Here is a 21,575-nt window from a genome sequence, read left to right as displayed (position 1 = left end):
ACGCGCGCCGTCAATAATCGGCCGGTCGGTTTGAGCATCGTGTAATGCCGATCTCAGGTGTGGAGGAGCACGAACCAGACCACGCCGAGGATCAGGACCGCGAGCCCGGTGGAAACCGTCAAAAGCGCCAGCACCGACGGTCCGGGTTCGGCCTGACGGGCCTCGGTCGCGGTTTCGATAATCTGGTCATGTCGCTGCGTCGCCATGGGAACCTGTTCGGTTAAGTGGCTGTACGGCCAACGTATGCCAACGCATGATCCAAGATCCTGTTCCGGCGTTGCCGCGGTCGGGATTCGGGCCGGCGGTCCAAAAGGTCGCAGCCCCGGGAAGCCGCCGGCCCGGCGGCACAGCCCGCCCCCGGTCCAGCGACGGTTAACGCCGTTGGCAGATTCCCCGCCCCGCCATGTTTGAGACCGGGTCTTCCGGTGGTATTCTCACGGGTCGAGTGTCCGCGTTTTCGGAGTATCCCATGGCCCCCCGCGCCAACTGGAAGGGTTTTCTGCGCCTTTCGCTCGTGACCTGCCCGGTCGCTTTGTATCCGGCGACCTCGGATACCGAAAAGGTCTCCTTCAACCAGATCAACCGCAAGACCGGCCACCGCATCAAATATGCCAAGGTCGATGCCGATACCGGCGAGGAAGTCGCCAACGAAGACATCATGAAGGGCTACAAGATCGACACCGACACCTACATCGAGGTGTCGAAGGACGAGCTTGAGGACATCGCGCTGGAATCCACCCGCACCATCGAAATCGACGAATTCGTTCCGCGAACCGATATCGACAGTCGCTACGTGATCCGCCCCTATTATCTCGTGCCGGACGGCAAGGTCGGCCATGACGCGTTCGCGGTGATCCGCGAAACCATCCGCAGCATGAACAAGGTCGCGATCGGCCGCGTGGTGCTGACCAATCGCGAGCACATCATCGCGCTGGAGCCGCTCGACAACGGTTTGATGGGAACGCTGCTGCGTTATCCCTACGAGGTCCGCAGCGAGAAGGAATATTTCGACGACATCCAGGACGTGAAAATCACCAAGGACATGCTGGATCTCGCCAAACATATCGTCGAGCAGAAATCCGGCTCGTTCGAGCCGGACCAGTTTGAGGATCGCTACGAACAGGCCCTGATCGACCTGATCAACCAGAAGCGCAACGGCCTCGGCACCACGGCCAAGGCGGCGCCCAAGTCCGGTGGCAACGTCATCAACCTGATGGACGCGCTCAAGCGCAGCCTTGCCGGCGAAAAGCAGGCTTCACCGGCTGCTGCGAAGACTCAAGAGAAGGCAAAGGGCAAGAAGCCGAAGAAGCGCGTCGAAGGCCAGCGCGAAATGCTGCTGCCGATCAGTGGCGGCGGCAAGCGCGCCGCCAAGGAAACGACGAAGGAAACAGCCAAAGAAGCCCCGAAGAAGGCCGAGAAGCCGGCACGCAGCGCCATCCGGGCGAAGAAGGCCGGATGATCACGCGACCGCCAGCGCGGGATTTATAGACCAAGCGGCCTCAACCGCCGCCGCAATCGCCGTCCCCGCCGAAATCCAATCCACTGAAATCGCCGCCGTCGCCGCCGCGCGACGACCGCTTCCTGAACATCAAATCCATCAGCAGGACGAAGACCAGCACGGCGGCGAAAACGCGCCAGGGATGTTGCCTGACGTAGTCGATGATTTGCGGACCCCAGGTCAGCAACAAGGGGCCAAACAGCAGCTCTTGTATGACGCCGCTGCCGATCCGCCGCTACTTGAGCGACGTGCTGACATCGGCGAACTTGGTGCTCACAGCGCTGCCGATGTTGTTGACGACGGTCACGATCACGATGCTGAGGCCTGCCGCAATGATGCAGTATTCGATAGCGGTCGAGCCGGATTCATCGTCGAAAAATTTCTTGATTAACTGGCGCATCCCGAACTCCTGTCGACGAATTCTACGAGATTCTCCCGCGCCGTGCTGGGCTGGGTTGAAACTTTAAGCCCGGACGGTTGACGAGGCCTTGACGAACAAGATGAAGAATTGATTAAGGGCCGGCCCGGTATTCATACGGGCAGGAAAATTTACTTTGGGGTGTACCTCGCCCTTGCATGGTCGCCCGATCGGCATCGTCCGGAGTGAGCGCGAATAGCTATGCAGAAGCGTGAGGCAAGAAAGAACTATATCGGCCTTTTGAGCGACGAGCTCGAAGCGCCGCACGCTGCCGCCTTGCCGGCTGCTGCCGATCGCCCGATCAGGAAATATGTTCTGGGCCTGATGGCCAATTTGTTCAGTCGCCGCGGCGAAGCGAGGTAATGTCCTCGCCTCGCCGGATCGTGACCCCTAACCGGCCGTGAACCAGGACCGGGCCTTTGCCCAATCCCGAACGGCACCAATCAGACGTTAGTCGGGCGCTGATCTCGGGTGGTTGCCGCCGGTATCGATAGGGGTCAAGCCCTTCGGGCGGCAAAACGCATATCTGCACTTCCGAAGGCACGCGCCGCCCGCGCTTTACCGGGCGGTCAAATCCTGTTCCAACTGTCGGAAATGCGCCGGAGCAAACCGGCACGTCAGCCAAGGGGGAGACTGCCATGAAACTCGGCACCGCCATTGCGGAAATCATGAAGCGCGAGGGCATCGAGATCCTCTGCGGCTACCCGGTCAACCATCTCATCGAATATGCCGCCAATGCCGACATCCGTCCGGTGATGGTGCGGCAGGAACGCATCGGCATCCACATGGCGGACGCGATCTCCCGCGTCACCTCCGGCCATTCGATCGGCGCGTTCTGCATGCAGCATGGACCCGGCGCCGAAAACGCCATGGGCGGCGTGGCGCAATGCTACGGCGAATCCGTTCCGGTGCTGGTGCTGCCGATGGGCTATGCGCGCAGGCTCGCCAATATCGACCCCAACTTCAACTCCAGCCAGGCGATGAAGGCGTTCTCGAAATCGTCCGAGCCGATCAACATCGCGGCCGAAGTCTGCAACATCTTCCGCCGCGCCTTCACCAAACTGAAGAACGGCCGCGGCGGGCCGGTGATCGTCGAAATTCCGGCCGACATGTGGAACGAGGATGTGCCGGAGCCGCTGAACTACACGCCGGTGCTGCGCACCCGTTACGGCGCCGACCCCTTCCACGTGAAAGAGGCCGCGGCGATGCTGGTCGGCGCCAAGCGGCCGGTGATCTATGCCGGCCAGGGCGTGCACTACGCCAAGGCCTGGCCGCAGCTCAAAAGGCTGGCCGAGCGTCTCGCCATTCCCGTCACCACCAGCCTCGGCGGCAAATCGTCGTTTCCGGAGACGCATCCGCTGTCGCTCGGCTCGGGCGGCCTTGCCGTGCCGCGCGCGGTGCCGAAATTCCTTGGCGAAGCCGACGTGATCTTCGGCGTCGGCTGCTCGTTTACGGAAACCTCGTTCGGCATCGCGATGCCGAACGGCAAGACCATCATTCATTCGACGCTCGATCCCAACCATCTCAACAAGGATGTCGAGGCCAAGATCGGCCTGGTCGGCGATGCCGCCCTGGTGCTCGATGCGCTGCTGGAGGAAATCGGCAAGACCGTTACCAAGGATCGCGACGCGAGCGCGGTCGCCGCCGAGATTGCAGCCTCGCACAAGGAGTGGCTGGCGAAGTGGATGCCGAAACTCACGCACAATGATGCGCCGCTCAACCCCTATCGCGTGCTGTGGGACCTGCAGCACACCGTCGACATCAACAACACCATCATCACCCACGACGCCGGCAGCCCGCGCGACCAGCTCTCGCCGTTCTGGAAGTCGGTTGAGCCGCTGTCCTATATCGGCTGGGGCAAGACCACCCAGCTCGGTTACGGCCTCGGCCTTGCCATGGGCGCCAAACTGGCAAAGCCCGACAAGCTCTGCATCAATGTCTGGGGCGACGCTGCGATCGGTTTTACCGGGATGGATTTCGAGACCGCGGTGCGCGAGCGGATTCCGATCATGTCGATCCTGTTGAACAATTTCTCGATGGCAATCGAATTGAAGGTGATGCCGATCTCGACCGAGAAATACCGCTCGACCGACATCTCCGGCGACTACGCCGCGATGGCGCGCGCCTTCGGCGGCTATGGCGAACGCGTGACCAAGCCGGAAGACATCATCCCGGCGATCAAGCGCGGCATCGCGAAGACGAAGGAAGGCATCCCGGTGCTGCTGGAATTCATCACCAGCAAGGAAACCGAGGTTTCCCGACCCGGGACCTGAGCGTTAATCGCTTGGCTTGTCTGACATTTTTGCGCGCCGGCTCTGGAAAAGGGCCCGATGGCGCTGGCCGGACCGCGTCTGGAATGGAATAATCGATCCGATCGAAGACCCACATGGGTCTCCTTGCAAATTGGCCCCCTCTCTCGGCTTGCGGGGCGAAATGGATTTGAGCGAATGACCGCGGTTCCGCCGGACGTGGTGGCCGACCTCAGCAAGCTGGTTGCCGAGCTGGAGCAGCGGCTCGAATCCAGTTTCGCCGCGCATGACGCCGCGATCGCCCAGCAGGCCACAACGGCGCAGGAAAACGCCCGGCTGCAGAACGAACTGGCGATCGCACGCGAGCGCCAGAATGCCAGCGCCGAGATCCTGCAATCCATCGCGAACACCTCGGGTGATGCCGAACAGGCGCTGCGACGGGTCGCAGAGACGACGGCGCGCCTGTTCGGCGCTTCCAGCGTCACGATCCGCATCGCCCGGGATGGCGAATGGGGCCAGTCTATCAACGTCGGTGCCGGTTCGGAACGCATCGCTGCGGAAGTGTCGGCCGCACGACTGCGGCTTGGAGGCCGCAACCTGCCGAGCACGGTGCTGGGCGAAAACCGGCAGATCCACATTCCCGACCTTGACAATCCCGATCCCACGATCGCCGACTGGCCCGGTATTCCACCCGCCCGCGCGGCAGGCACCCGCGCCATGTCGGGCACACCGCTGCGGCGTGAGGGCAACGCGATCGGCGTTCTCATCGTGCATCGCGATCGGCCGGTACCTTTCACCGTCGAGGAACTGGCGGTGCAACAAAGTTTCGCCGACCAGGCGGCGATCGCCATCGAAAACGCGCGGCTGTTCAACGAGACGAGAGAAGCGCTGGAGCGACAAACCGCAACGGCCGAAATTCTGAAGGTCATCGCCAGTTCGCCGTCGGACGTGCAGCCGGTATTCGAGGCGATTGCGGCCAGCGCCAACCGGCTGGTTAGCGGTTACTCCACCGCGGTGTTCAGCATCGTCGATGATACGCTGCACTTGTCGGCTTTCACGCCAACCAATCCTGCAGCCGATGCGGCCCTCCAGGGGTCGTTCCCCAGACCGTTGTCGACTGGGCCATGGGCCGAACAAACCCGCAATGGCGAGATTATCCATGTCGCCGACATAGAGACCGACCCCGCCGTACCGGATAATTTTCGGAGCGTGTGGCGGATGCGCGGCTTCCGTAGCCTTCTCTTGGTCCCATTGGTGCGCGACCGGGTCACGATAGGCATGATCAATGTGACTCGGACGGAGCCCGGCACATTTGCCGCTCATCACGTTCAGTTGCTCCAGACTTTCGCCGACCAGGCCGTGATCGCGATCCAGAACGCGCGGCTGTTCAACGAGACACAGCAAGCTCTGGAGCGGCAGACCGCGACCGCCGACATCCTCAAGGTCATCGCGAGTTCGCCGTCGGACACGACGCCTGTGTTCGAAGCGATCGCGACCAGCGCCCACCGCCTGCTCGACGGATTTTCCGCGGCCGTCTTCCGATTCCTGGACGGCACCGTCCATCTCGCCGCCTTCACTCCGGTCAATCCGGCTGCCGATGCGGCACTCAGGGCGGATTTCCCCAAGTCCGCCGATGAGTTCGAGCCATTCCAGCTCGCCCAGCAAGCCAAGCCGTTCCCGATCCCGGATACCGAACAGATACCGTACGCCCCGATCAGGCAAATCGCGCGGGTGCATGGCTTTCGCAGCATGCTGTTCGTGCCGCTGATGAACGGCGACGATCCGATCGGCATCATCAGCGTCACGCGTAAGGAGCCTGGCGCCTTTGCCACACATCACGTCCATTTGCTGCAAACCTTTGCCGACCAGGCTGTGATCGCGATCGAAAATGTGCGGCTGTTCGACGAGGTGCAGGCGAAGACGCGCGACCTCAGCGAGTCGCTGCAGCAGCAGACCGCGACCGCCGACGTGCTCAAGGTCATCAGCCGTTCGGCGTTCGACCTGCAGACCGTACTCGATACGCTGGTCGAGTCGGCGGCTCGCCTGTGCGATGCGGACATGGCCGCCATCACCCGACGGATAGGCGACGTCTTCTATCGGGCTGGGTCGTACGGCTTTCCGGAGGAATTCAAGGACTACGTGCGAGCCACTCCCGTGACGCCGGACCGGCGAACCATCACCGGCAGGACCCTGCTCGAAGGGCACATCGTCCATGTCGAGGACGTACTCGCCGATCCCGACTATGATTTCGAAGGCCAACAACTGAGCGGCAACCCGCGCAGCTTCCTCGGTGTGCCGTTGCTGCGTGAGGGCATTCCGATCGGCGCATTGACGTTGACCCGATTGGTGGTCAAGCCTTTTACCGACAAGCAGATCGAGCTGATCTCGACGTTCGCCGACCAGGCGGTTATCGCCATCGAGAACGTCCGCCTGTTTGACGAGGTGCAGGCGAAGACGCGCGATCTCACGGAAGCGCTGACCTACCAGACCGGTAGCGGCAAAATCTTGAGCGTGATCGCGTCTTCTCCCACCGAAGTCGGGCCGGTGCTCAATGCCATCGTCGAGAGCGCCTGCGAGCTTTGCGACGCCTATGATGCTGTCGTGCTGTTGAAGGACGGTAACGATTTACGATTCAGCGCCCATCATGGTCCAATCGGAATTAATATCGAATCGTGGCCAATCAGCCGCGACTGGACAGCAGGGCGGGCATTCCTCGACGGGCGGCCGGTTCATGTGCGGGATATGCTCTCCGATGAAGGCGCCGATTTCCCCGACAGCCATGAGCTATCGCGGCGTACCGCATCTTCCGGCATGCGCACCGTCCTGTCCGTGCCCTTGCTCCGCGAGAACGAGAGTATCGGATCAATCCTGCTTCGCCGCACCGAAGTAAATCCGTTCAGCGACAAGCAGATCAGCCTGCTGCAAACCTTTGCAGATCAGGCCGTGATTGCGATCGGCAATGTGCGGCTGTTCGACGAGGTGCAAGCGCGGACGCGCGATCTGTCGGAATCTCTGGAGTTCCAGACCGCGACATCCGACGTGCTGAAGGTCATCAGCAGCTCGCCGGATTCGCTGCAGCCGGTGCTCGACGTCATCGTCGAGACATCCCGCCAGTTGTGCGGCACCGAAACCTCGACGATTTTCCTGCTGCAGGACGAACGCTTCCACATCGCGGCGGCATCGGGCGCAATGCCGGAATATCTGGAGTTTTTGCGAAATAATCCAATCGCGCTCGATCAACCGGGGTCGTCGACCTCGAGAGCGGCACGCGAGAAGCGCACCGTCCATATCCCTGATATCGGCGCCGATCCAGAATTCGGCCAGGGCCCGATGGCCGTGGGGCAGCGCCGGGCGCTGCTTTCGGTGCCGCTGATGCGCGAGGGCACAGCGATTGGCGTCATCACCATGCGCCAGTCTCACCTGACGCCCTTTACCGAGCGACAGATCGACGTTGTCCGGACCTTCGCCGACCAGGCCGTCATTGCCATCTCCAATGTACGGCTGTTCGAGCAGGTTCAACAGCGCACCCGCGAACTGTCGAAGTCCCTTGATGACCTCCGCACGGCGCAGGACCGCCTGGTGCAAACCGAAAAACTCGCCTCGCTCGGCCAGCTCACCGCCGGTATCGCGCATGAGATCAAGAACCCGCTCAATTTCGTCAATAATTTTGCGGCATTGTCTGCCGAACTGACCGACGAATTGAATGACGTGCTGAAGCCGGCCGCGCTTGCCGATAAAATCCGCGAGGATGTCGACGAGTTGACCGGCCTGCTCAAGGACAATCTGGAAAAGGTGGTGCAGCACGGCAAGCGCGCCGACTCCATCGTCAAGAACATGCTGCTGCATTCGCGCGAAGGCTCCGGTGATCACCGGCCGGCCGACATCAACGCCCTGGTCGATGAAAGCCTCAACCTCGCCTATCACGGCGCGCGTGCCGAGAAGCCCGACTTCAATGTCACGCTGCAGCGCGATTTCGATTCCGGCGCCGGCACGATCGAGGCGTTTCCGCAGGAAATTACCCGCGTGTTCCTCAACCTGGTTTCGAACGGCTTCTATGCCGTGACCAAACGCAGGCTCGAGTCCGGCGACGCCGCGTTTGATCCGGTGCTCAGGGTCGCCACGCGCGACCTCGGCGACAGTGTCGAGATACGCATCCGCGACAACGGCACCGGCATCCCACCCGAAGTCAAAGACAAGATGTTCAATCCGTTCTTCACGACCAAGCCGGCCGGCGAAGGCACCGGCCTCGGCCTGTCGATGAGCCACGACATCATCGTGAAACAACACGGCGGTAGCATCGAGGTCGAGACGGCGCCCGGGCAATTCACCGAATTCCGGATCGTGCTGCCGAGAAAGAGCACGCCTCCAAACAAGAACAGAGGTCAGACGTGAGCGTTCTGGTACTGGTGGTCGACGACGAGCCCGATGTCGAGGCGCTGTTTCGTCAGCAGTTTCGCAAGGATTTGCGCGCGGAGCGCTTTACGATGGATTTCGCCAGTTCGGCTGCTGACGCACTCGCGCGCGTCGCTTCTCCGATCAAGCAGTCGCTGATCCTCATTCTCTCCGACATCAACATGCCCGGGATGACCGGGCTCGAGATGCTGCCCAAGGTCAAGGCGATGCGGCCCGACGTGCCCGTCATCATGATCACCGCCTATGGCGATCCCGACACCAGGCGCAAGGCGATCGAAGGCGGCGCAACGGGGCTGTTGACCAAACCGATCGACTTCGCCCTGCTCCGGGAAGAAATCGATACGCGCCTGCAGCAGGTAGGCTAGGCGTCCCGCGCCCGATCGCCGATCTTACTCGGCCATCTCGGCCGGCGTCGGGGGACCAGCCAGCGGCCGTTCCTCCATCGCGATCATGCAGATCGCGCCGAGAGCGAGCAGCGCGGTGGCCGCGCCGAACACGTAGCGGAACGCCGCGATCATGTCGGCGACCGCGATCGAACTAACGGCGCCGCGGTGTTCGCCGGCCAGCGAAATATCCGCTCCCAGCGCCATCAGCAGGATCGCGGTGAAGGCCGCAACCGTAAACGACGACATCAGCGAGCGAAAGAAATTCATCGCGCCGGTCACGGTGCCGATCTGCGCGCGCGCCACCGAATTCTGCAGCGAGACCACGCTGACGGGAAAGGTGGTGCCGAGGCCCAGCGCGAACAGCGCCAGGATAATCAGGAATCCCCATAGCGGCAGCGTCGTCACCGTCAGTACGGTTCCGAAAACTACCGCCATCGAAGTTCCGACGACGGCGACGCGCTTGTAGTGCCTGGCGCGCGACATGGTCTTTCCTGCGATTGCCGCGCCACAGGTCGACACCGCGGCAATCGGGATCAGCGCCAGGCCGGCCTCGCTGGCGCTGAGATGATAGACCACCTCGTAATAGAGCGGCAGTTGAACGGTAAGGCCGGTAATGGCGCCGAGCGCGCAGCCGCCGGCGGTCATGGCGTAGGGCGCGATCGGCCCGCGCATCAGCGACAGCGGCAGGAACGGCTCTTCGGCATTGTTCGCATGCCAGACAAAGGCGAACCCCAATGCGACGGAAGCGCCGATCATGGAAAGGATCACCGGCGAAAGCCAGAGATAGCGGTTGCCGCCCCAGGTCAGCACCAACATGATCACGACGGCAGAGCCCATCAGCAGGACGCCGCCGAGCCAGTCGACCTTGCGCTTGCGATGGAATACCGGAATCTTGCCCATCTTCGGCAGCAATAGCGCCAGCGCGCCGAGCGCCAGCGGCACGTTGATCCAGAAGATCATCGACCAGTGCAGGTGTTCGGCGAACACGCCGCCCAGCACCGGCCCGAGCAATCCGGCCGCCATCCACACGCCGGAGAAATAGGCCTGGTACTGGCCGCGCTCGCGCGGTGAGACCACGTCGGAGATCACGGTCTGCACGACCGGCATGATGCCGCCGCCGCCGAGCCCCTGCAGGCCGCGCGCGAGGATCAGCACCGGCATGTTGGGCGCTACCGCGCAGAGGATCGAGCCCACCGTGAACAGTGTGAGCGAAACGGTGATCATGAGCCGGCGGCCGTAAATGTCGCTCAGCGTGCCGAACACCGGCGCCACCGCGGTCGAGGCCAAAAGATACGCCGTGATCACCCAGGACAGGCTGCTGACGTCATTGAACTGCCGGCCGATGGTCGGCAGCGCGGTGGCGACGATGGTCTGGTCCAGCGCGGCCAGGAACATCGTCAGCAGCAGGCTCATCAGGATGGTGCGGACCTCGTCCGGGGTCAGCGGCGCGCGCGGCGCCAGCGACGGCGCATCGCTGACCTCGATGACCTCGGTCGTGATGTGCGAGAGTTCGCGGGCCAAATCGTCGGGCAATGTCGTCTGGACGGCGGGCGCGCGGCTCGGCCTCTCGAATTTGTTCATATCAGGCGTAATATTCTTCTGCGCGGCCCAAAGCGGCCGGGATGGAATCGCTGCTTGCAGCTCTATTTAGGGCAGAAATCACACCCAAGGCAGCACCTCGGGCGCATGGGTGCATCCCGCGGGGGTATCTTCGCGTTTATGTGATCGATCAGCGGCGCTCAGAGCTTTGGCTTTGCGTTCAAAGCCTTCACGCTCAGGCTTTGGGCCGCTTCTTCAGCTTGGCCCGCCGCGGCAATAGCGCCGGCCACTGCACGATGTGATCCTCGAGATCCTCATCGGCGATCTCGTTCTCCGTGCCCTGCACCCGGCCGCGCACGGAGACGCCGGCTTCGTGCACGGTGTTGGGGTCACCCGAGATCAGCGGGTGCCACCAATAGAGATCGCGCCCTTCAGCGACGAGCTTGTAGCCGCAGCTCGGCGGCAGCCAGTTCAAGGTGCGGACGTTTTCGGGCGTCAGGCGGACGCAATCCGGAACCTTGTCGGAGCGGTTCGGGTAGTCCTTGCAGGCGCATAGCCCCGAATCGAGCAGCTTGCAGGAAACGTGGGTGAAATAGATCTTGCCGGTATCCTCGTCCTCGAGCTTTTCCAGGCAGCAGCGCGCGCAGCCGTCGCACAGGCTTTCCCATTCGGCGTTGGACATCTCTTCCAACGTCTTGGTTTTCCAGAAGAATCCCTCCTGGCCCGAGGGTGGCTTGAGCGGTGCGGTCATGAAACTGAATGTTGTCCGGGTCGGTTCGGCCTCAGCCTTCTAGGGGGTACCGGTCCCCCGGTGCAAGCGGGATGGCCTGCGCTTACATAAAAGCCGGGGGCAGCGTTAGTGCTTACCACCAAAATCGTGAGCGGGAGCATTGGTTTATGGCCCCCGCTCGGATAGAACAGCCGCGAGTCCCCCAAGGACGTAAAAGCGCCTTGGGTTTGCCGCAACATCGAAGCAAGACGTCTCGACAGCGCCCCCGGCCGGACGCTGGAACGCCTGCGAAATGACCAAGGGTCCCGGTGCGCCAGATCGTACCTCCACACTGGAAGCAGAAGATCCGGAATTTCTTTCTGGACCTCGATGCGCGTATCGACTCGACGCTGTTCTCGTCGGGCAAGGGCCTGCGCGAACTCTACGAGCGTTACTCGACCTTCATGGACCGCTTCTATGTCGGCCGCTGGAAGCGCTGGGTCTTCATCGAACCGTTGTCGGAGGCCGCCACCATCGGTCTCGGCGGGCTGATCCTGATGCTGGCGCTGGCGATCCCGGCGTTTCGCGAAACCGCTGATGACGACTGGCTGAAGAAGTCCGATCTGGCGGTGACGTTCCTCGACCGCTACGGCACGCCGATCGGCAGCCGCGGCATCAAGCACAACGACTCGATCCCGCTGGAAGATTTTCCGGACAACCTGATCAAGGCGACGCTGGCGACCGAAGACCGCCGCTTCTACGACCATTTCGGCATCGACATCGCCGGTACCGCGCGCGCGCTCGTCACCAACGCGCAGGCCGGCGGCGTCCGCCAGGGCGGTTCGTCGATCACCCAGCAGTTGGCCAAGAACCTGTTCCTGAACAACGAGCGCACCATCGAGCGCAAGGTGAAGGAAGCCTTCCTCGCGGTCTGGCTGGAAACCCGCCTGACCAAGAACGAAATCCTGAAACTCTACCTCGACCGCGCCTATATGGGCGGCGGCACCTTCGGCGTCGACGGCGCTGCGCATTTCTACTTCAACAAGTCGGCGCGCGACGTCAATCTCGCGGAATCGGCGATGCTGGCCGGCCTGTTCAAGGCGCCGACCAAATACGCCCCGCACATCAACCTGCCCGCCGCCCGCGCCCGCGCCAACGTGGTGCTCGACAACCTCGTCGACGCCGGCTTCATGACCGAAGGCCAGGTGTTCGGCGCCCGGCGCAATCCCGCCGTCGCCGTCGACCGCCGCGACGAGGCTTCGCCGAACTACTATCTCGACTACGCCTTCGACGAGATGCGCAAGCTGGTCGACACCTTCCCGAGATCCTACACCGAGCGCGTCTTCGTGGTCCGCACCTCGATCGACATGAACGTGCAGCACGCCGCCGAAGAGGCGATCGAAAACCAGTTACGCCAGTTCGGCCGCGACTATCACGCGACCCAGGCCGCCACCGTCGTCAGCGATCTCGACGGCGGCGTTCGCGCGATGGTCGGCGGCCGCGACTATGGCGCGAGCCAGTTCAACCGCGCCACCGACGCCTACCGGCAGCCGGGTTCGTCGTTCAAGCCGTATGTCTACACCACGGCGCTGCTGAACGGCTTCAAGCCGACCTCGATCATCGTCGACGGCCCGGTCTGCATCGGCAACTGGTGCCCGCAGAACTATGGCCATTCCTATTCCGGATCGGTGACGCTGACGCAGGCGATCACCCGCTCGATCAACGTCGTTCCGGTAAAACTGTCGATCGCACTCGGCGGCAAGTCGCCGAACCCGGCCAAGGTCGGCCGCGCCAAGATCGTCGAGGTGGCGCGCCGCTTCGGCATCAAGGCGCCGCTGCCGGATACGCCGTCGCTGCCGATCGGCTCCGACGAGGTCACCGTGCTCGAACACGCGGTCGCCTATGCGACATTCCCGAACAAGGGCAAGTCGGTCACGCCGCATGCGGTGCTGGAAGTCCGCACCGGCGCCGGCGACCTGGTCTGGCGCTTCGACCGCGACGGCAAGAAGCCGCTGCAAGCGATCCCCGCCTCGGTTGCATCGGATATGGCGGGCATGATGAGCCACGTCGTCAGCGAAGGCACAGCGCGGCGCGCGGCGCTCGACGGCATTCCGACCGCCGGCAAGACCGGCACCACCAACGCCTATCGCGACGCCTGGTTCGTCGGCTACACCGGCAACTTCACCTGCGCGGTGTGGTACGGCAACGACGACTATTCGCCGACCAACCGCATGACCGGCGGGTCGCTGCCGGCGCAGACTTGGCACGACATCATGGTGATCGCCCATCAGGGCGTCGAGGTGAAGGAAATCGCCGGCATCGGCATGGGCACGAAACTGCCACCTGCCCCCGTTGCCGCCAACGTCGCAGCCAATGGCGCGCCGCCGAGGGTACTGGAAACCAAGCCGGGACCGCCGCCGGTGCTGACGCGGCGCGGCGCCGATATCCTGGTGCGCGTCGAGAAACTGCTCGACGAAGCCGGCAAGACCGCGGGCAAGACCTCGGCCAACGACCCGGCGGCGCTGACCAAGCCGGCATCTTCAAGCGCGCTCGCCTTCCCGGAGAACTATATCGCCGCGGCAGGCGACCAGGCTCCGCCGGCGCCGCGGAAGAACTGATCGCATGATCCGGAAAAGTGGATGCCGGTTTTCCGGCGAAATCATGCGCAAACAAGATATGCAGCGGATTCCAGTTGAACCCGGTTCGACCGGAGTCTGATGCAGTGATATCGCGGAGCACTGGCCTGTGCGGCTGATCTTCATCACCTTGCTGGCGCTGATTCTGGCCACCGTCGTCGGTCTCGGCTCGACCTATATGACGGCGACGCGCGGCACCGATCTGGGCACGCTCACGATCGGCGCCTGGACGGCGCGGCCGAAGAGCGGCACCGCCGACGTCGATCCCTATTCGCGCGCCTCGATTGCGCGCAGCGGCGAATTGCCGATCGGCACCGGCGACGGCATCGCCTTCTCGGCCACGTCAGACGACAAGAAGAAGCCGCTCGACGGCCGCTGCGACATCGTCGTCAGCGGCGTGACGCCGGCGGCGCGGTTCTGGACGCTGACGTTGTTCGACCGCAAGGGACATCTGGTCGCAAATTCGCTGCAGCGCTATGGCTTCACCAGCCAGGAAATCGTCCGCGGCTCCGACGGCGCCTTCGAGATCCACGTCGCCGCGCGCTCGCGCTCAGGCAACTGGCTGCCTACCGGCGGCATCGAACGTTACGCGCTGATGCTGCGGCTGTACGATACGCCGGTTGGCGTTGCGACGCGAACGCAGCGCGACGCGCCGATGCCCTCGATCTCCACGGTAGGCTGCCCATGATCCGCTTGCTGTTCACGATCATCGCAGGCGTGCTGCTCGGCGGCGTGGTGCATCTCGTCAGCGTGCTGGCGCTGCCGCGCATCGCCTCCCAGGACGCCTATTCGCGGCTGACGCCGACCACCAAGCTCAATGCGGTGACCCAGCTGCCGCTCGCCGATCCCGCCAATTCGCCGATGCCGTTCATGGACCCGGCGTTCGCCATGGCGATCTGCCGCTACGATCTGTCCGGCGGACCGATCAAGCTCACGGTGCCGGTCAGCCAGGCCTATACGTCGGTGTCGTTCTACACCCGCAACGAAGTCGCCTACTACGCCATCAACGATCGCTCGGCCGGTCGCAAGGTAATCGAACTCGATCTGATGACGGAAGCCCAGCACAACGATCTGCCCGAGGACGAGGAAGTCACCGCCGCCGACAGGCTGATCATCGACTCGCCGACCGCAACCGGGCTGATCCTGCTGAAGGCGCTGGCACCCGAGCCCGGCCTGATGCCGCAGGCGCAGGCCTCGCTCGCGGCATCGCGCTGCGCCGTGCAGACCGACGCACCGCCGCCGGTCAAGCAACCGGATCCTCCCCCACCACCGCCGGCAAAAACCACGCCGTCCAGGCGCTAATGCGGTGATGCTAGGCCGCGTGGACGGATTCGCCGATCGGGATTTATGGAAGCGTCACCAGCGGGGGCGAGCCTTGTGGCACGCCACACTCGCTTTATTCGAACCCCTTTGCTTTTAGAACGGTCTGGGCGGCAGGCGAGGAAAGGAACGTGACCAGCGCTCTTGCGGCGTCAGTCTGATTGCTGCCGGTAACAATGCCAGGGGCGAACTGGGTGTAGTTCTGAATCGCTGACGGCAGCGGGCCAGCGAATTCGACGGTTGGTTGAGCCAATACTTCGCTGATTTGATTAAATCCGATCTCAACGTCGCCGCTGGCAACGCTTGCGTACAGCACTTTCGCAGACGGAGATAGCTTGGTCTTGGGCTTCATTTCCCCAGCAATGCCCAATCGTTCGAGCAAGCTGGCCATGTAGATGCCGCTGGCACCCCCACCGGCCGGATCAGGATAAGTAATCGATCTTGCGGCCAACATCGAGCGTTTGAAGGTGTCGGCCGAACTGATGTCGGGCTTCGCGGCACCCTTGCGCACAAAGGCACTAACACCGACCTTCGCGATGATGATGCGGTCGCTAGCCACGACTTTGCCTTCCGTTCGAAGCTGGTCCATCAGTGACGCAGCGTTTATCACAAGATCGGCGGCCTCACCCTTTTGAAAACGGTCCGCGATAGCGCCCGCATTTCCGTAGGCGACCGTTACCTTGTGTCCCGAGGATTTTTCAAAATCCGGTATCAGTGCGTCAATTGCCGGATGCAAAGCCACGGCGCATAGGAGCTTAATCTCAGCGGCGCTGGCGATGGTCCCGGCAGTGATGCCAAACAAGGCAAGTCCCAAAGCGATTGTCGCACAGGCGCTCAGAATGCTGCGTCGATTCATGGTTATCTCTCCATACATGTATGTCGATCGGTGTCAGCGGCATAGCCGACCATCAAACGATCCGGTCGTAGGTTTGCGCCCTCGCGATCCGCGGCATCGCCGCCGCGCCCGCTGCAGATGCAGATGCAGAAATTGCCTGCGGCGGGGAAATTTCATGGCGTTTCGTTAAATTGTTTGCGCGAACGAGGCACTCTCGCTGCCTGTGCCCACGGACGGAAGTCCCGGCACGTCTAATTTCGAGAGCGATTTTCGACACAGTACACCACTGCCCGCGGTTCTCTACAAGGGGCGCGCCCGTATCGAGCAAGCAGTCGGGAAGCTCAAACGATTCAAGCGCATCGCACTTCGATGCGAGAAGACGGCGCAGAATTACGGCTCGTTCGTCGCGCTTGCTCTCGGCATCATCTTGATCAAATCCATCCACACGGCCCAGTGCGGTACATCACAACGGCGTTGTTCGTGATGCCTGAGCGTTAGCCTTTCACCGTCACGGCGCGTCCGAGGACAGGTTGAGATGCCACCGGCGGATTGGCGGTTTGGGCGGCAAGTTCGCCGATCAGCCGGTCGGCGTCGGCTGCGATGCCGTCCGGTGCCTGGATCACCAGCCGCTCCAGCGCCCAGCGATAGGATGAGATCCGCCGCTCCAGGCACTGCTGGACCCATTGCACGATCAACGCGTTCTCTTCCATGCGAGCGACCGCATCGGCCTGTTCACGCGCCGACAGCTCCGACACCAGTTTCAGACTGGCATTGCGCTTGCGGTCGAGGTCGATGACGCGGGCCGCGGAGGCGAAGAACGGTTCGAACCGGGTAATGTCGTTGCGAACATCCTCGATCAATTGCTGATAACGCGAGGTGTGCGAACGATGCGGCTCGTCGATCAGCGCGCGCCCGTAGGTGGTGCGGTCGAACACCACCTTCTGCCGCCAGGGCGAGGGCAGCGGCTGGTAATCGCCGAACACGCTCTTCCAGGCGGGGCGCGAATGCGGCGGCTCGATCAGGGGATAGGCGAGATCGCGGAGCTGGCGTTCGTTTTCGGTGAGCTGGAACTGCGACGGCGTCAAGCCGACGCTTCCGGTTGCCTCGGCCCCGAGCCAGCGATGCATGTCGTCGTTGCGGAAATCGCTCCGGGTGCGGCCGAAATCGCCGCCGCTGCAGCCGCCAAGAAGACTGGTAAGGGCCACGCCCACCAGCAGCAGCATGAGAGCCGGGTGTGACCGAATCCCGGCGGTCCGGGTCGGATGGAGCATCTCCGGCATTTCAAACGTCCGTTGTCAGGTGCGCCGGCGGCGGCGGCGTCCGGGTGCCGTACCTTCTTCCGGCCCGCGTCCGTCGCCGGTCTCGTCGGCGTCGCGTTCAATCCGGACAACGGGAAGGATCAGTACGGTTCCCAGGCCATCGCGTGGAGCGCCATCCATGCTTGAGCCCAGCCGCCGCGTAGCCGCATCTGCCGGGAATTCAATGATGGTACCCATGTTCGTTCTCTCTGGTTGCCGCGCGGACATGATTTGACCGGCGACATGCCATCATTAAGAACGAGGTATGGTTAATGGCTTCTTAATTTGCGATGGCGCCCCAACGACGGGCTGGCGCTGTGTCTCATGGGACACCCGCAAAAGCCACGCATTATTTTCACGGGTTGTTTTCCTTAACCGGCTCTTAAAGCGCCGCGCGTAGGCTGTCGCGAAGGATGACCGAAGTCGCGTACCTGACATGACCGCAGCTCCATTATTTCCGGGTTTCGACGGGCTGATGACGCTCTCCCGTCGCGAGGGCGTCGATATTCGCCCGACCTTGCTGCGCGTGCTGACCGACCTCTATGTCCAGGCGAGCGCCCATTCCACCGACGAGGAACGGCAGTTCGTCGAGCTGACTTCCCGCCTGATCGACCAGGTCGACGACGCCACGCGCGCGGCCGTGCGGGCGCGGCTGTCGGTCTATCCCGCGACGCCTCCCGAAGTCATGAACAAGCTCGGACTGCGGCGTTCGCATCCCGGCCAGATCGTGCCGATCGCATCAACCATTGCCACGGCTCCGCCGGAAGCAGCGCCGGTCAAGGCGCCGACGGAGGCGCAACTGCGGATGGCCTCCAACCTGTCGATGCGGCCCAACGATGCCGCTGAAATCAGCGACATGTTCTTCGCCGCCAACGCCAGCGAACGCGCGCTGATCCTGCACAATCTTGCCGACACGCCGCTGAAAGCCTCGGCGCGGATACCCGCCGCCCGCGCGACACGCGCGATCCAGACGCTGGAGATGGCCGCGTTCGCCGAGGATACCGAAAGTTTCGCGCTCGAAATCGGCGAAGCGCTGATCCTGCCGGCGCGGATCGCAACCCAGGTGGTCAACGATCCCGGCGGCGAGCCACTGGCTTGCGCGGCGCGTGCACTCGACATGCCGAGCGCGGCATTCCAGCGCGTGCTGATGTTCCTCAATCCCGAATTCGGCTCGTCCGTGACCAACGTCTACCGGCTGTCGCGGCTCTATGACCGGCTGACCGAACGATCCGCGCTGGTGATGCTGGCGGCGTGGCGCGGTTCGACCATGGCGGTGACCCGCGCCAAATACCGCCCGGCGCTGCACGACGACGAGCGCAACCGCGCCCGCACCGTTACGCCCCAGACGCGCCCCGCCCTGCAGCCCGGCAGCGCGCCGGGCATCCGTACCGGCACCGACGGTTCGAAACGCTAGAAGGTAGAAGGGTCAGCCCTTCGCCAGATCTAGAAAATGCCGCCCGGCGCGGTCTTCGGTCTCGACGATCCACACATCGGGATCGAAGCGGATTTCCTTGGCGAGACGATCTTCGACGGATTGCTCCGGCACCGGCTGGGGCGAAGCCGGCGCGAACAGTCGATCGGCCGGCCGGCTCTCGTCATAGACGGTCTGTGGCGCCGGCCCGTACAACATGGCGTTGCCGTCGAGATGGGCCACCTTGACAAATACCGCGCCGGCTTCTTCGGCGCCGCGCCTGCGCACGGCGCCGAAGATTCCCTCGGTCTGGCAACGGCGCAGATAGGCCGCCACCCAGATACTGGATTTCAGTCGCATGGCAACGACGATAGGCCAGCGCAAAGTGCCGCGCCAGTGCCAGTGCAAGCCCCGTGGCGCGACTCCATCCGCGATCGGCCGGACCTGCGATCGTAGACTCGGCCCCAATCGAATTTTTGTGATTATGAGATTTCTCCATGGGCGTGCTCCGCCCCTCGGTACGCGCCCACCCGCTACGCATCGCGCACAGATGAAAATTTGTCGCGGGGCTTTTTGTCGCATCGCTTCAGCCGTCGTAGATTAACCCGCTGTAATTGCGGTGATAACGCGAACTGCTTCGTTCCCTCGTGTCGTTTGTTCGTACCCGCGTCGTATACTCGTCATGGCTGTTTGGTTAACGGGACGCCTTGCGATCAATTGTCCAACCAGGAGCTTCATAATGTCGGTACGTCACGAAACGCGGCACCAGCAGGTGAATCTGCACGGCAAAAAAATCTTCGGAACGATCGGTGACGATGACATCTTAGGGTCGGACAACAATGACATGATCCTCGGCTTCCGCGGCGATGACACCATTTTCGCGGCCTTGGCAATGACACCGTTCATGGCGCCCCCGGCGACGATCTGATTGACGGCGGAAAAGGAAACGACAGGCTCTTCGGCGGCAACGGCAACGACGCACTGGTCGGCGGCGAAGGCGATGACGCCCTATTCGGTGGCCAAGGCAGGGATTTGCTGCTCGGTGGCGCCGGCAGCGACTCGCTCGAGGGCGGCGAAGGCAACGACAAATTCCTGTTCCGCAAGGGCATGGGAGTGGACACGATCAAGCATCTCGACGCCGGTGACCGCGTCGACGTCCGCGATTTCCACGTTGCGTCTTTCCAGACGCTCATCAACTCCGCACAGCAGGTCGGTCAGGACGTTCAGATCGATCTCGGCAGTGGTGACAAAATCGTCATCGAAGACACGCTCATCTCAAATCTTCATTCCGAACAATTCATCATCTCAAACGAGGTCAAGGGTCCGTCGAGTTCACAGACACCTTATCTTCTCAGCAGCAATCCGCATGTCTACACCGAATCATTGCTGACCGTGGGCGACGGCGTGGGTGGCTACAGGATGGCCGGCATCCCCGACGGCCTCGGCGCGTTCGACAATGGCGACGGCACCTTCACCGTCCTGATGAATCAAGAAATTAGCGCAGGCTTGGGCATCGCACGTGCTCATGGCGGCAACGGTGCGTTCGTATCGGAATGGGTGTTCGACAAGACCACGCTGCAGGTGCTGTCGGGCAAGGACCTGATGCACGATGTCTGGCTGTACGACACGGCTACCCAGACTTACGTCGACCACAACGCCGCCAACAGTCCGGTGTCGTTCAGCCGCTTCTGCTCCGCAGACTTGGCCGATCAGAGCGCGTTTTATAATGCGGATTCCGGCCTTGGTTTCAACGGACGGCTCTTCCTCGGCGGCGAGGAGTCGAGCATCGAAGGCAGGGCAGTCGCTCACATTGTCGGCGGCGCCCAGGACGGTAATAGCTACGAACTCGCCTGGCTCGGCAATATGGCTTACGAGAATCTCGTCGCCAACGCCCACACCGGCGACCGGACGGTCGTCGCCCTGACGGACGATGGTCAAAATGGCCAAGTCTACTTCTATGCCGGCGACAAGAAGGCGGGCGGCAACGCCATCGAACAAGCGGGCCTGACCGGCGGTCACCTGTTTGGCGTCCACGTCAAGGATCTGGAAGGGGCGACGAACAACAACGAACCGAACACCCCTGCCCCGCTCGGCGCCGATGAATCATCTGCCTTCACGATGGTGGACCTCGGCGACGTTAGCGGCATGACTGGTGCTCAGATCGATGCGGCGAGCGAAGCGGCGGGCGTGACCTCGTTCCTGCGTCCGGAAGACGGCGCGTGGGACACTCTCAATCCCAACCGCTTCTACTTCGTGACGACCGATGCCTTCAACGCGCCGAGCCGGCTGTGGGCGATGGACTTCACCGACGCCAGCAACCCGGCCGCAGGAGGCACCATCAAGCTCCTGCTCAACGGAACAGAAGGCCAGCAGATGTTTGACAACATCACGGTCAATGCCCATGGCCAGGTAATCTTGCAGGAGGACGTTGGTAATAACGCCCACCTCGGCAAGGTCTGGCAGTACGATCCGTCGACCGACTCGCTCTCTCAGCTTGCACAGCACGATCCGAGCCGCTTCCTGTCCGGCGGCGCGAACTTCCTGACTCAGGACGAAGAGTCGTCCGGCGTCATTGACGTAACGCACATCCTCGGCAGTGCCGGCGAGAACGTGTACCTCGTCGATACACAGGCTCATTACGCGATCCCGGGCGAACCGGTCGAAGGCGGTCAACTCCAGCTGATTCATCAGTATCTCGTGTGACCTCACATCACGACCGGTGGAGCGCCTGCTCCGCCGGTCTTAAAGGCAAGGGTTTCGAAGGTGCCGGCTTTTCAGCCGGCACCTTTGCATGGGTACTTGCAGAGCGCCGGCAGACAACTGTTGCGGTTGACCGGCGGCGGCAGCTTCGCGCGCCAAGCCA

19 protein-coding genes are annotated in these 21,575 nt (G+C 62.7%); 10 read left to right on the top strand and 9 right to left on the bottom strand.

The window, feature by feature from the left end:
- Positions 1 to 53: 53 nt before the first annotated feature.
- Positions 54 to 206, bottom strand: a complete 153-nt coding sequence (locus FFI89_RS34305) for a hypothetical protein (protein ID WP_168212865.1) — start codon at positions 204 to 206, stop codon at positions 54 to 56.
- Between the two features lie 263 nt (positions 207 to 469).
- Here FFI89_RS34305 and FFI89_RS11600 point away from each other — a divergent pair, with 263 nt between their 5' ends.
- Complete coding sequence (locus tag FFI89_RS11600) at positions 470 to 1,459, top strand: Ku protein (RefSeq protein WP_138836607.1); 990 nt, start codon at positions 470 to 472, stop codon at positions 1,457 to 1,459.
- Between the two features lie 40 nt (positions 1,460 to 1,499).
- On the opposite strand, the gene FFI89_RS11595 is transcribed toward FFI89_RS11600, so the two are convergent.
- Both FFI89_RS11595 and FFI89_RS11590 read right to left on the bottom strand, forming a co-directional pair.
- Positions 1,500 to 1,688: a hypothetical protein gene (locus FFI89_RS11595; RefSeq protein WP_138836605.1), complete on the bottom strand. Its 189-nt coding sequence runs from the start codon at positions 1,686 to 1,688 to the stop codon at positions 1,500 to 1,502.
- A gap of 45 nt (positions 1,689 to 1,733) precedes the next feature.
- On the bottom strand, positions 1,734 to 1,898 hold the full coding sequence (locus FFI89_RS11590; protein ID WP_138836604.1) for a Flp family type IVb pilin: 165 nt from the start codon (positions 1,896 to 1,898) through the stop codon (positions 1,734 to 1,736).
- Positions 1,899 to 2,554: 656 nt separating this feature from the next.
- Here FFI89_RS11590 and FFI89_RS11585 point away from each other — a divergent pair.
- From FFI89_RS11585 to FFI89_RS11575, 3 genes are all read left to right on the top strand, one after another.
- Positions 2,555 to 4,189: a thiamine pyrophosphate-requiring protein gene (locus FFI89_RS11585; protein WP_138836602.1), complete on the top strand. Its 1,635-nt coding sequence runs from the start codon at positions 2,555 to 2,557 to the stop codon at positions 4,187 to 4,189.
- 174 nt (positions 4,190 to 4,363) lie between these two features.
- Positions 4,364 to 8,557: a GAF domain-containing protein gene (locus FFI89_RS11580; RefSeq protein WP_168212864.1), complete on the top strand. Its 4,194-nt coding sequence runs from the start codon at positions 4,364 to 4,366 to the stop codon at positions 8,555 to 8,557.
- On the top strand, positions 8,554 to 8,943 hold the full coding sequence (locus FFI89_RS11575; RefSeq protein ID WP_138836598.1) for a response regulator: 390 nt from the start codon (positions 8,554 to 8,556) through the stop codon (positions 8,941 to 8,943). The genes FFI89_RS11580 and FFI89_RS11575 overlap by 4 nt, the downstream gene beginning before the upstream one ends.
- Positions 8,944 to 8,967: 24 nt before the next feature.
- Here FFI89_RS11575 and FFI89_RS11570 read toward each other — a convergent pair whose 3' ends face one another.
- Both FFI89_RS11570 and FFI89_RS11565 read right to left on the bottom strand, forming a co-directional pair.
- Positions 8,968 to 10,545 (bottom strand): MDR family MFS transporter, encoded by a 1,578-nt coding sequence (locus FFI89_RS11570; RefSeq protein WP_138836596.1) that lies wholly within the window; start codon positions 10,543 to 10,545, stop codon positions 8,968 to 8,970.
- A gap of 193 nt (positions 10,546 to 10,738) precedes the next feature.
- Positions 10,739 to 11,254 carry a YcgN family cysteine cluster protein gene (locus FFI89_RS11565; RefSeq protein ID WP_138836594.1) on the bottom strand — a complete coding sequence of 172 codons (516 nt, stop codon included), beginning with the start codon at positions 11,252 to 11,254 and terminating at the stop codon, positions 10,739 to 10,741.
- A 287-nt stretch (positions 11,255 to 11,541) separates the two neighbouring features.
- Between FFI89_RS11565 and FFI89_RS11560 the strand changes: the two genes are divergently transcribed.
- The 3 genes from FFI89_RS11560 to FFI89_RS11550 all read left to right on the top strand — a co-directional run bounded on the left by FFI89_RS11560 (position 11,542) and on the right by FFI89_RS11550 (position 15,150).
- Positions 11,542 to 13,830 (top strand): transglycosylase domain-containing protein, encoded by a 2,289-nt coding sequence (locus FFI89_RS11560; protein ID WP_138836593.1) that lies wholly within the window; start codon positions 11,542 to 11,544, stop codon positions 13,828 to 13,830.
- Between the two features lie 127 nt (positions 13,831 to 13,957).
- The gene (locus tag FFI89_RS11555; RefSeq protein WP_138836591.1) at positions 13,958 to 14,536 is read left to right on the top strand and encodes a DUF1214 domain-containing protein; all 579 of its coding nucleotides are present in this window, start codon (positions 13,958 to 13,960) and stop codon (positions 14,534 to 14,536) included.
- A complete protein-coding gene (locus FFI89_RS11550) occupies positions 14,533 to 15,150 on the top strand; it encodes a DUF1254 domain-containing protein (RefSeq protein WP_138836589.1) in 618 nt (205 codons plus the stop codon). Before FFI89_RS11555 ends, FFI89_RS11550 begins: the two co-directional genes overlap by 4 nt.
- Before the next feature lie 94 nt (positions 15,151 to 15,244).
- Here the strand turns inward: FFI89_RS11550 and modA are convergent, their stop codons facing one another.
- From modA to FFI89_RS11530, 3 genes are all read right to left on the bottom strand, one after another.
- A complete protein-coding gene (modA, locus tag FFI89_RS11545; RefSeq protein ID WP_168212863.1) occupies positions 15,245 to 16,024 on the bottom strand; it encodes a molybdate ABC transporter substrate-binding protein in 780 nt (259 codons plus the stop codon).
- 473 nt (positions 16,025 to 16,497) lie between these two features.
- The gene (locus tag FFI89_RS11535) at positions 16,498 to 17,283 is read right to left on the bottom strand and encodes a hypothetical protein (protein ID WP_210249103.1); all 786 of its coding nucleotides are present in this window, start codon (positions 17,281 to 17,283) and stop codon (positions 16,498 to 16,500) included.
- A 15-nt stretch (positions 17,284 to 17,298) separates the two neighbouring features.
- Positions 17,299 to 17,499, bottom strand: a complete 201-nt coding sequence (locus tag FFI89_RS11530) for a hypothetical protein (RefSeq protein ID WP_138836585.1) — start codon at positions 17,497 to 17,499, stop codon at positions 17,299 to 17,301.
- A gap of 277 nt (positions 17,500 to 17,776) precedes the next feature.
- On the opposite strand from FFI89_RS11530, the gene FFI89_RS11525 reads away from it, so the two are divergent.
- Positions 17,777 to 18,715 carry a DUF2336 domain-containing protein gene (locus FFI89_RS11525; protein WP_371722481.1) on the top strand — a complete coding sequence of 313 codons (939 nt, stop codon included), beginning with the start codon at positions 17,777 to 17,779 and terminating at the stop codon, positions 18,713 to 18,715.
- Positions 18,716 to 18,727: 12 nt separating this feature from the next.
- On the opposite strand, the gene FFI89_RS11520 is transcribed toward FFI89_RS11525, so the two are convergent.
- Complete coding sequence (locus FFI89_RS11520) at positions 18,728 to 19,072, bottom strand: DUF1491 family protein (protein ID WP_138836581.1); 345 nt, start codon at positions 19,070 to 19,072, stop codon at positions 18,728 to 18,730.
- Positions 19,073 to 19,451: 379 nt separating this feature from the next.
- On the opposite strand from FFI89_RS11520, the gene FFI89_RS34855 reads away from it, so the two are divergent.
- Together FFI89_RS34855 and FFI89_RS11510 are read left to right on the top strand one after the other, a co-directional pair.
- Entirely contained in the window at positions 19,452 to 19,640 is a 189-nt protein-coding gene (locus tag FFI89_RS34855; RefSeq protein ID WP_168212861.1) for a hypothetical protein, read from the top strand.
- A 104-nt stretch (positions 19,641 to 19,744) separates the two neighbouring features.
- Positions 19,745 to 21,415 (top strand): alkaline phosphatase PhoX, encoded by a 1,671-nt coding sequence (locus FFI89_RS11510; protein WP_138836579.1) that lies wholly within the window; start codon positions 19,745 to 19,747, stop codon positions 21,413 to 21,415.
- The last annotated feature ends 160 nt before the right edge of the window (positions 21,416 to 21,575 follow it).

Origin of the sequence: Bradyrhizobium sp. KBS0727 (assembly GCF_005937885.2) — a bacterium.
Lineage (GTDB): Bacteria > Pseudomonadota > Alphaproteobacteria > Rhizobiales > Xanthobacteraceae > Bradyrhizobium.
Note: the sequence above shows the minus strand (reverse complement) of the source record. Positions and strands in the feature narration are given on the sequence as shown.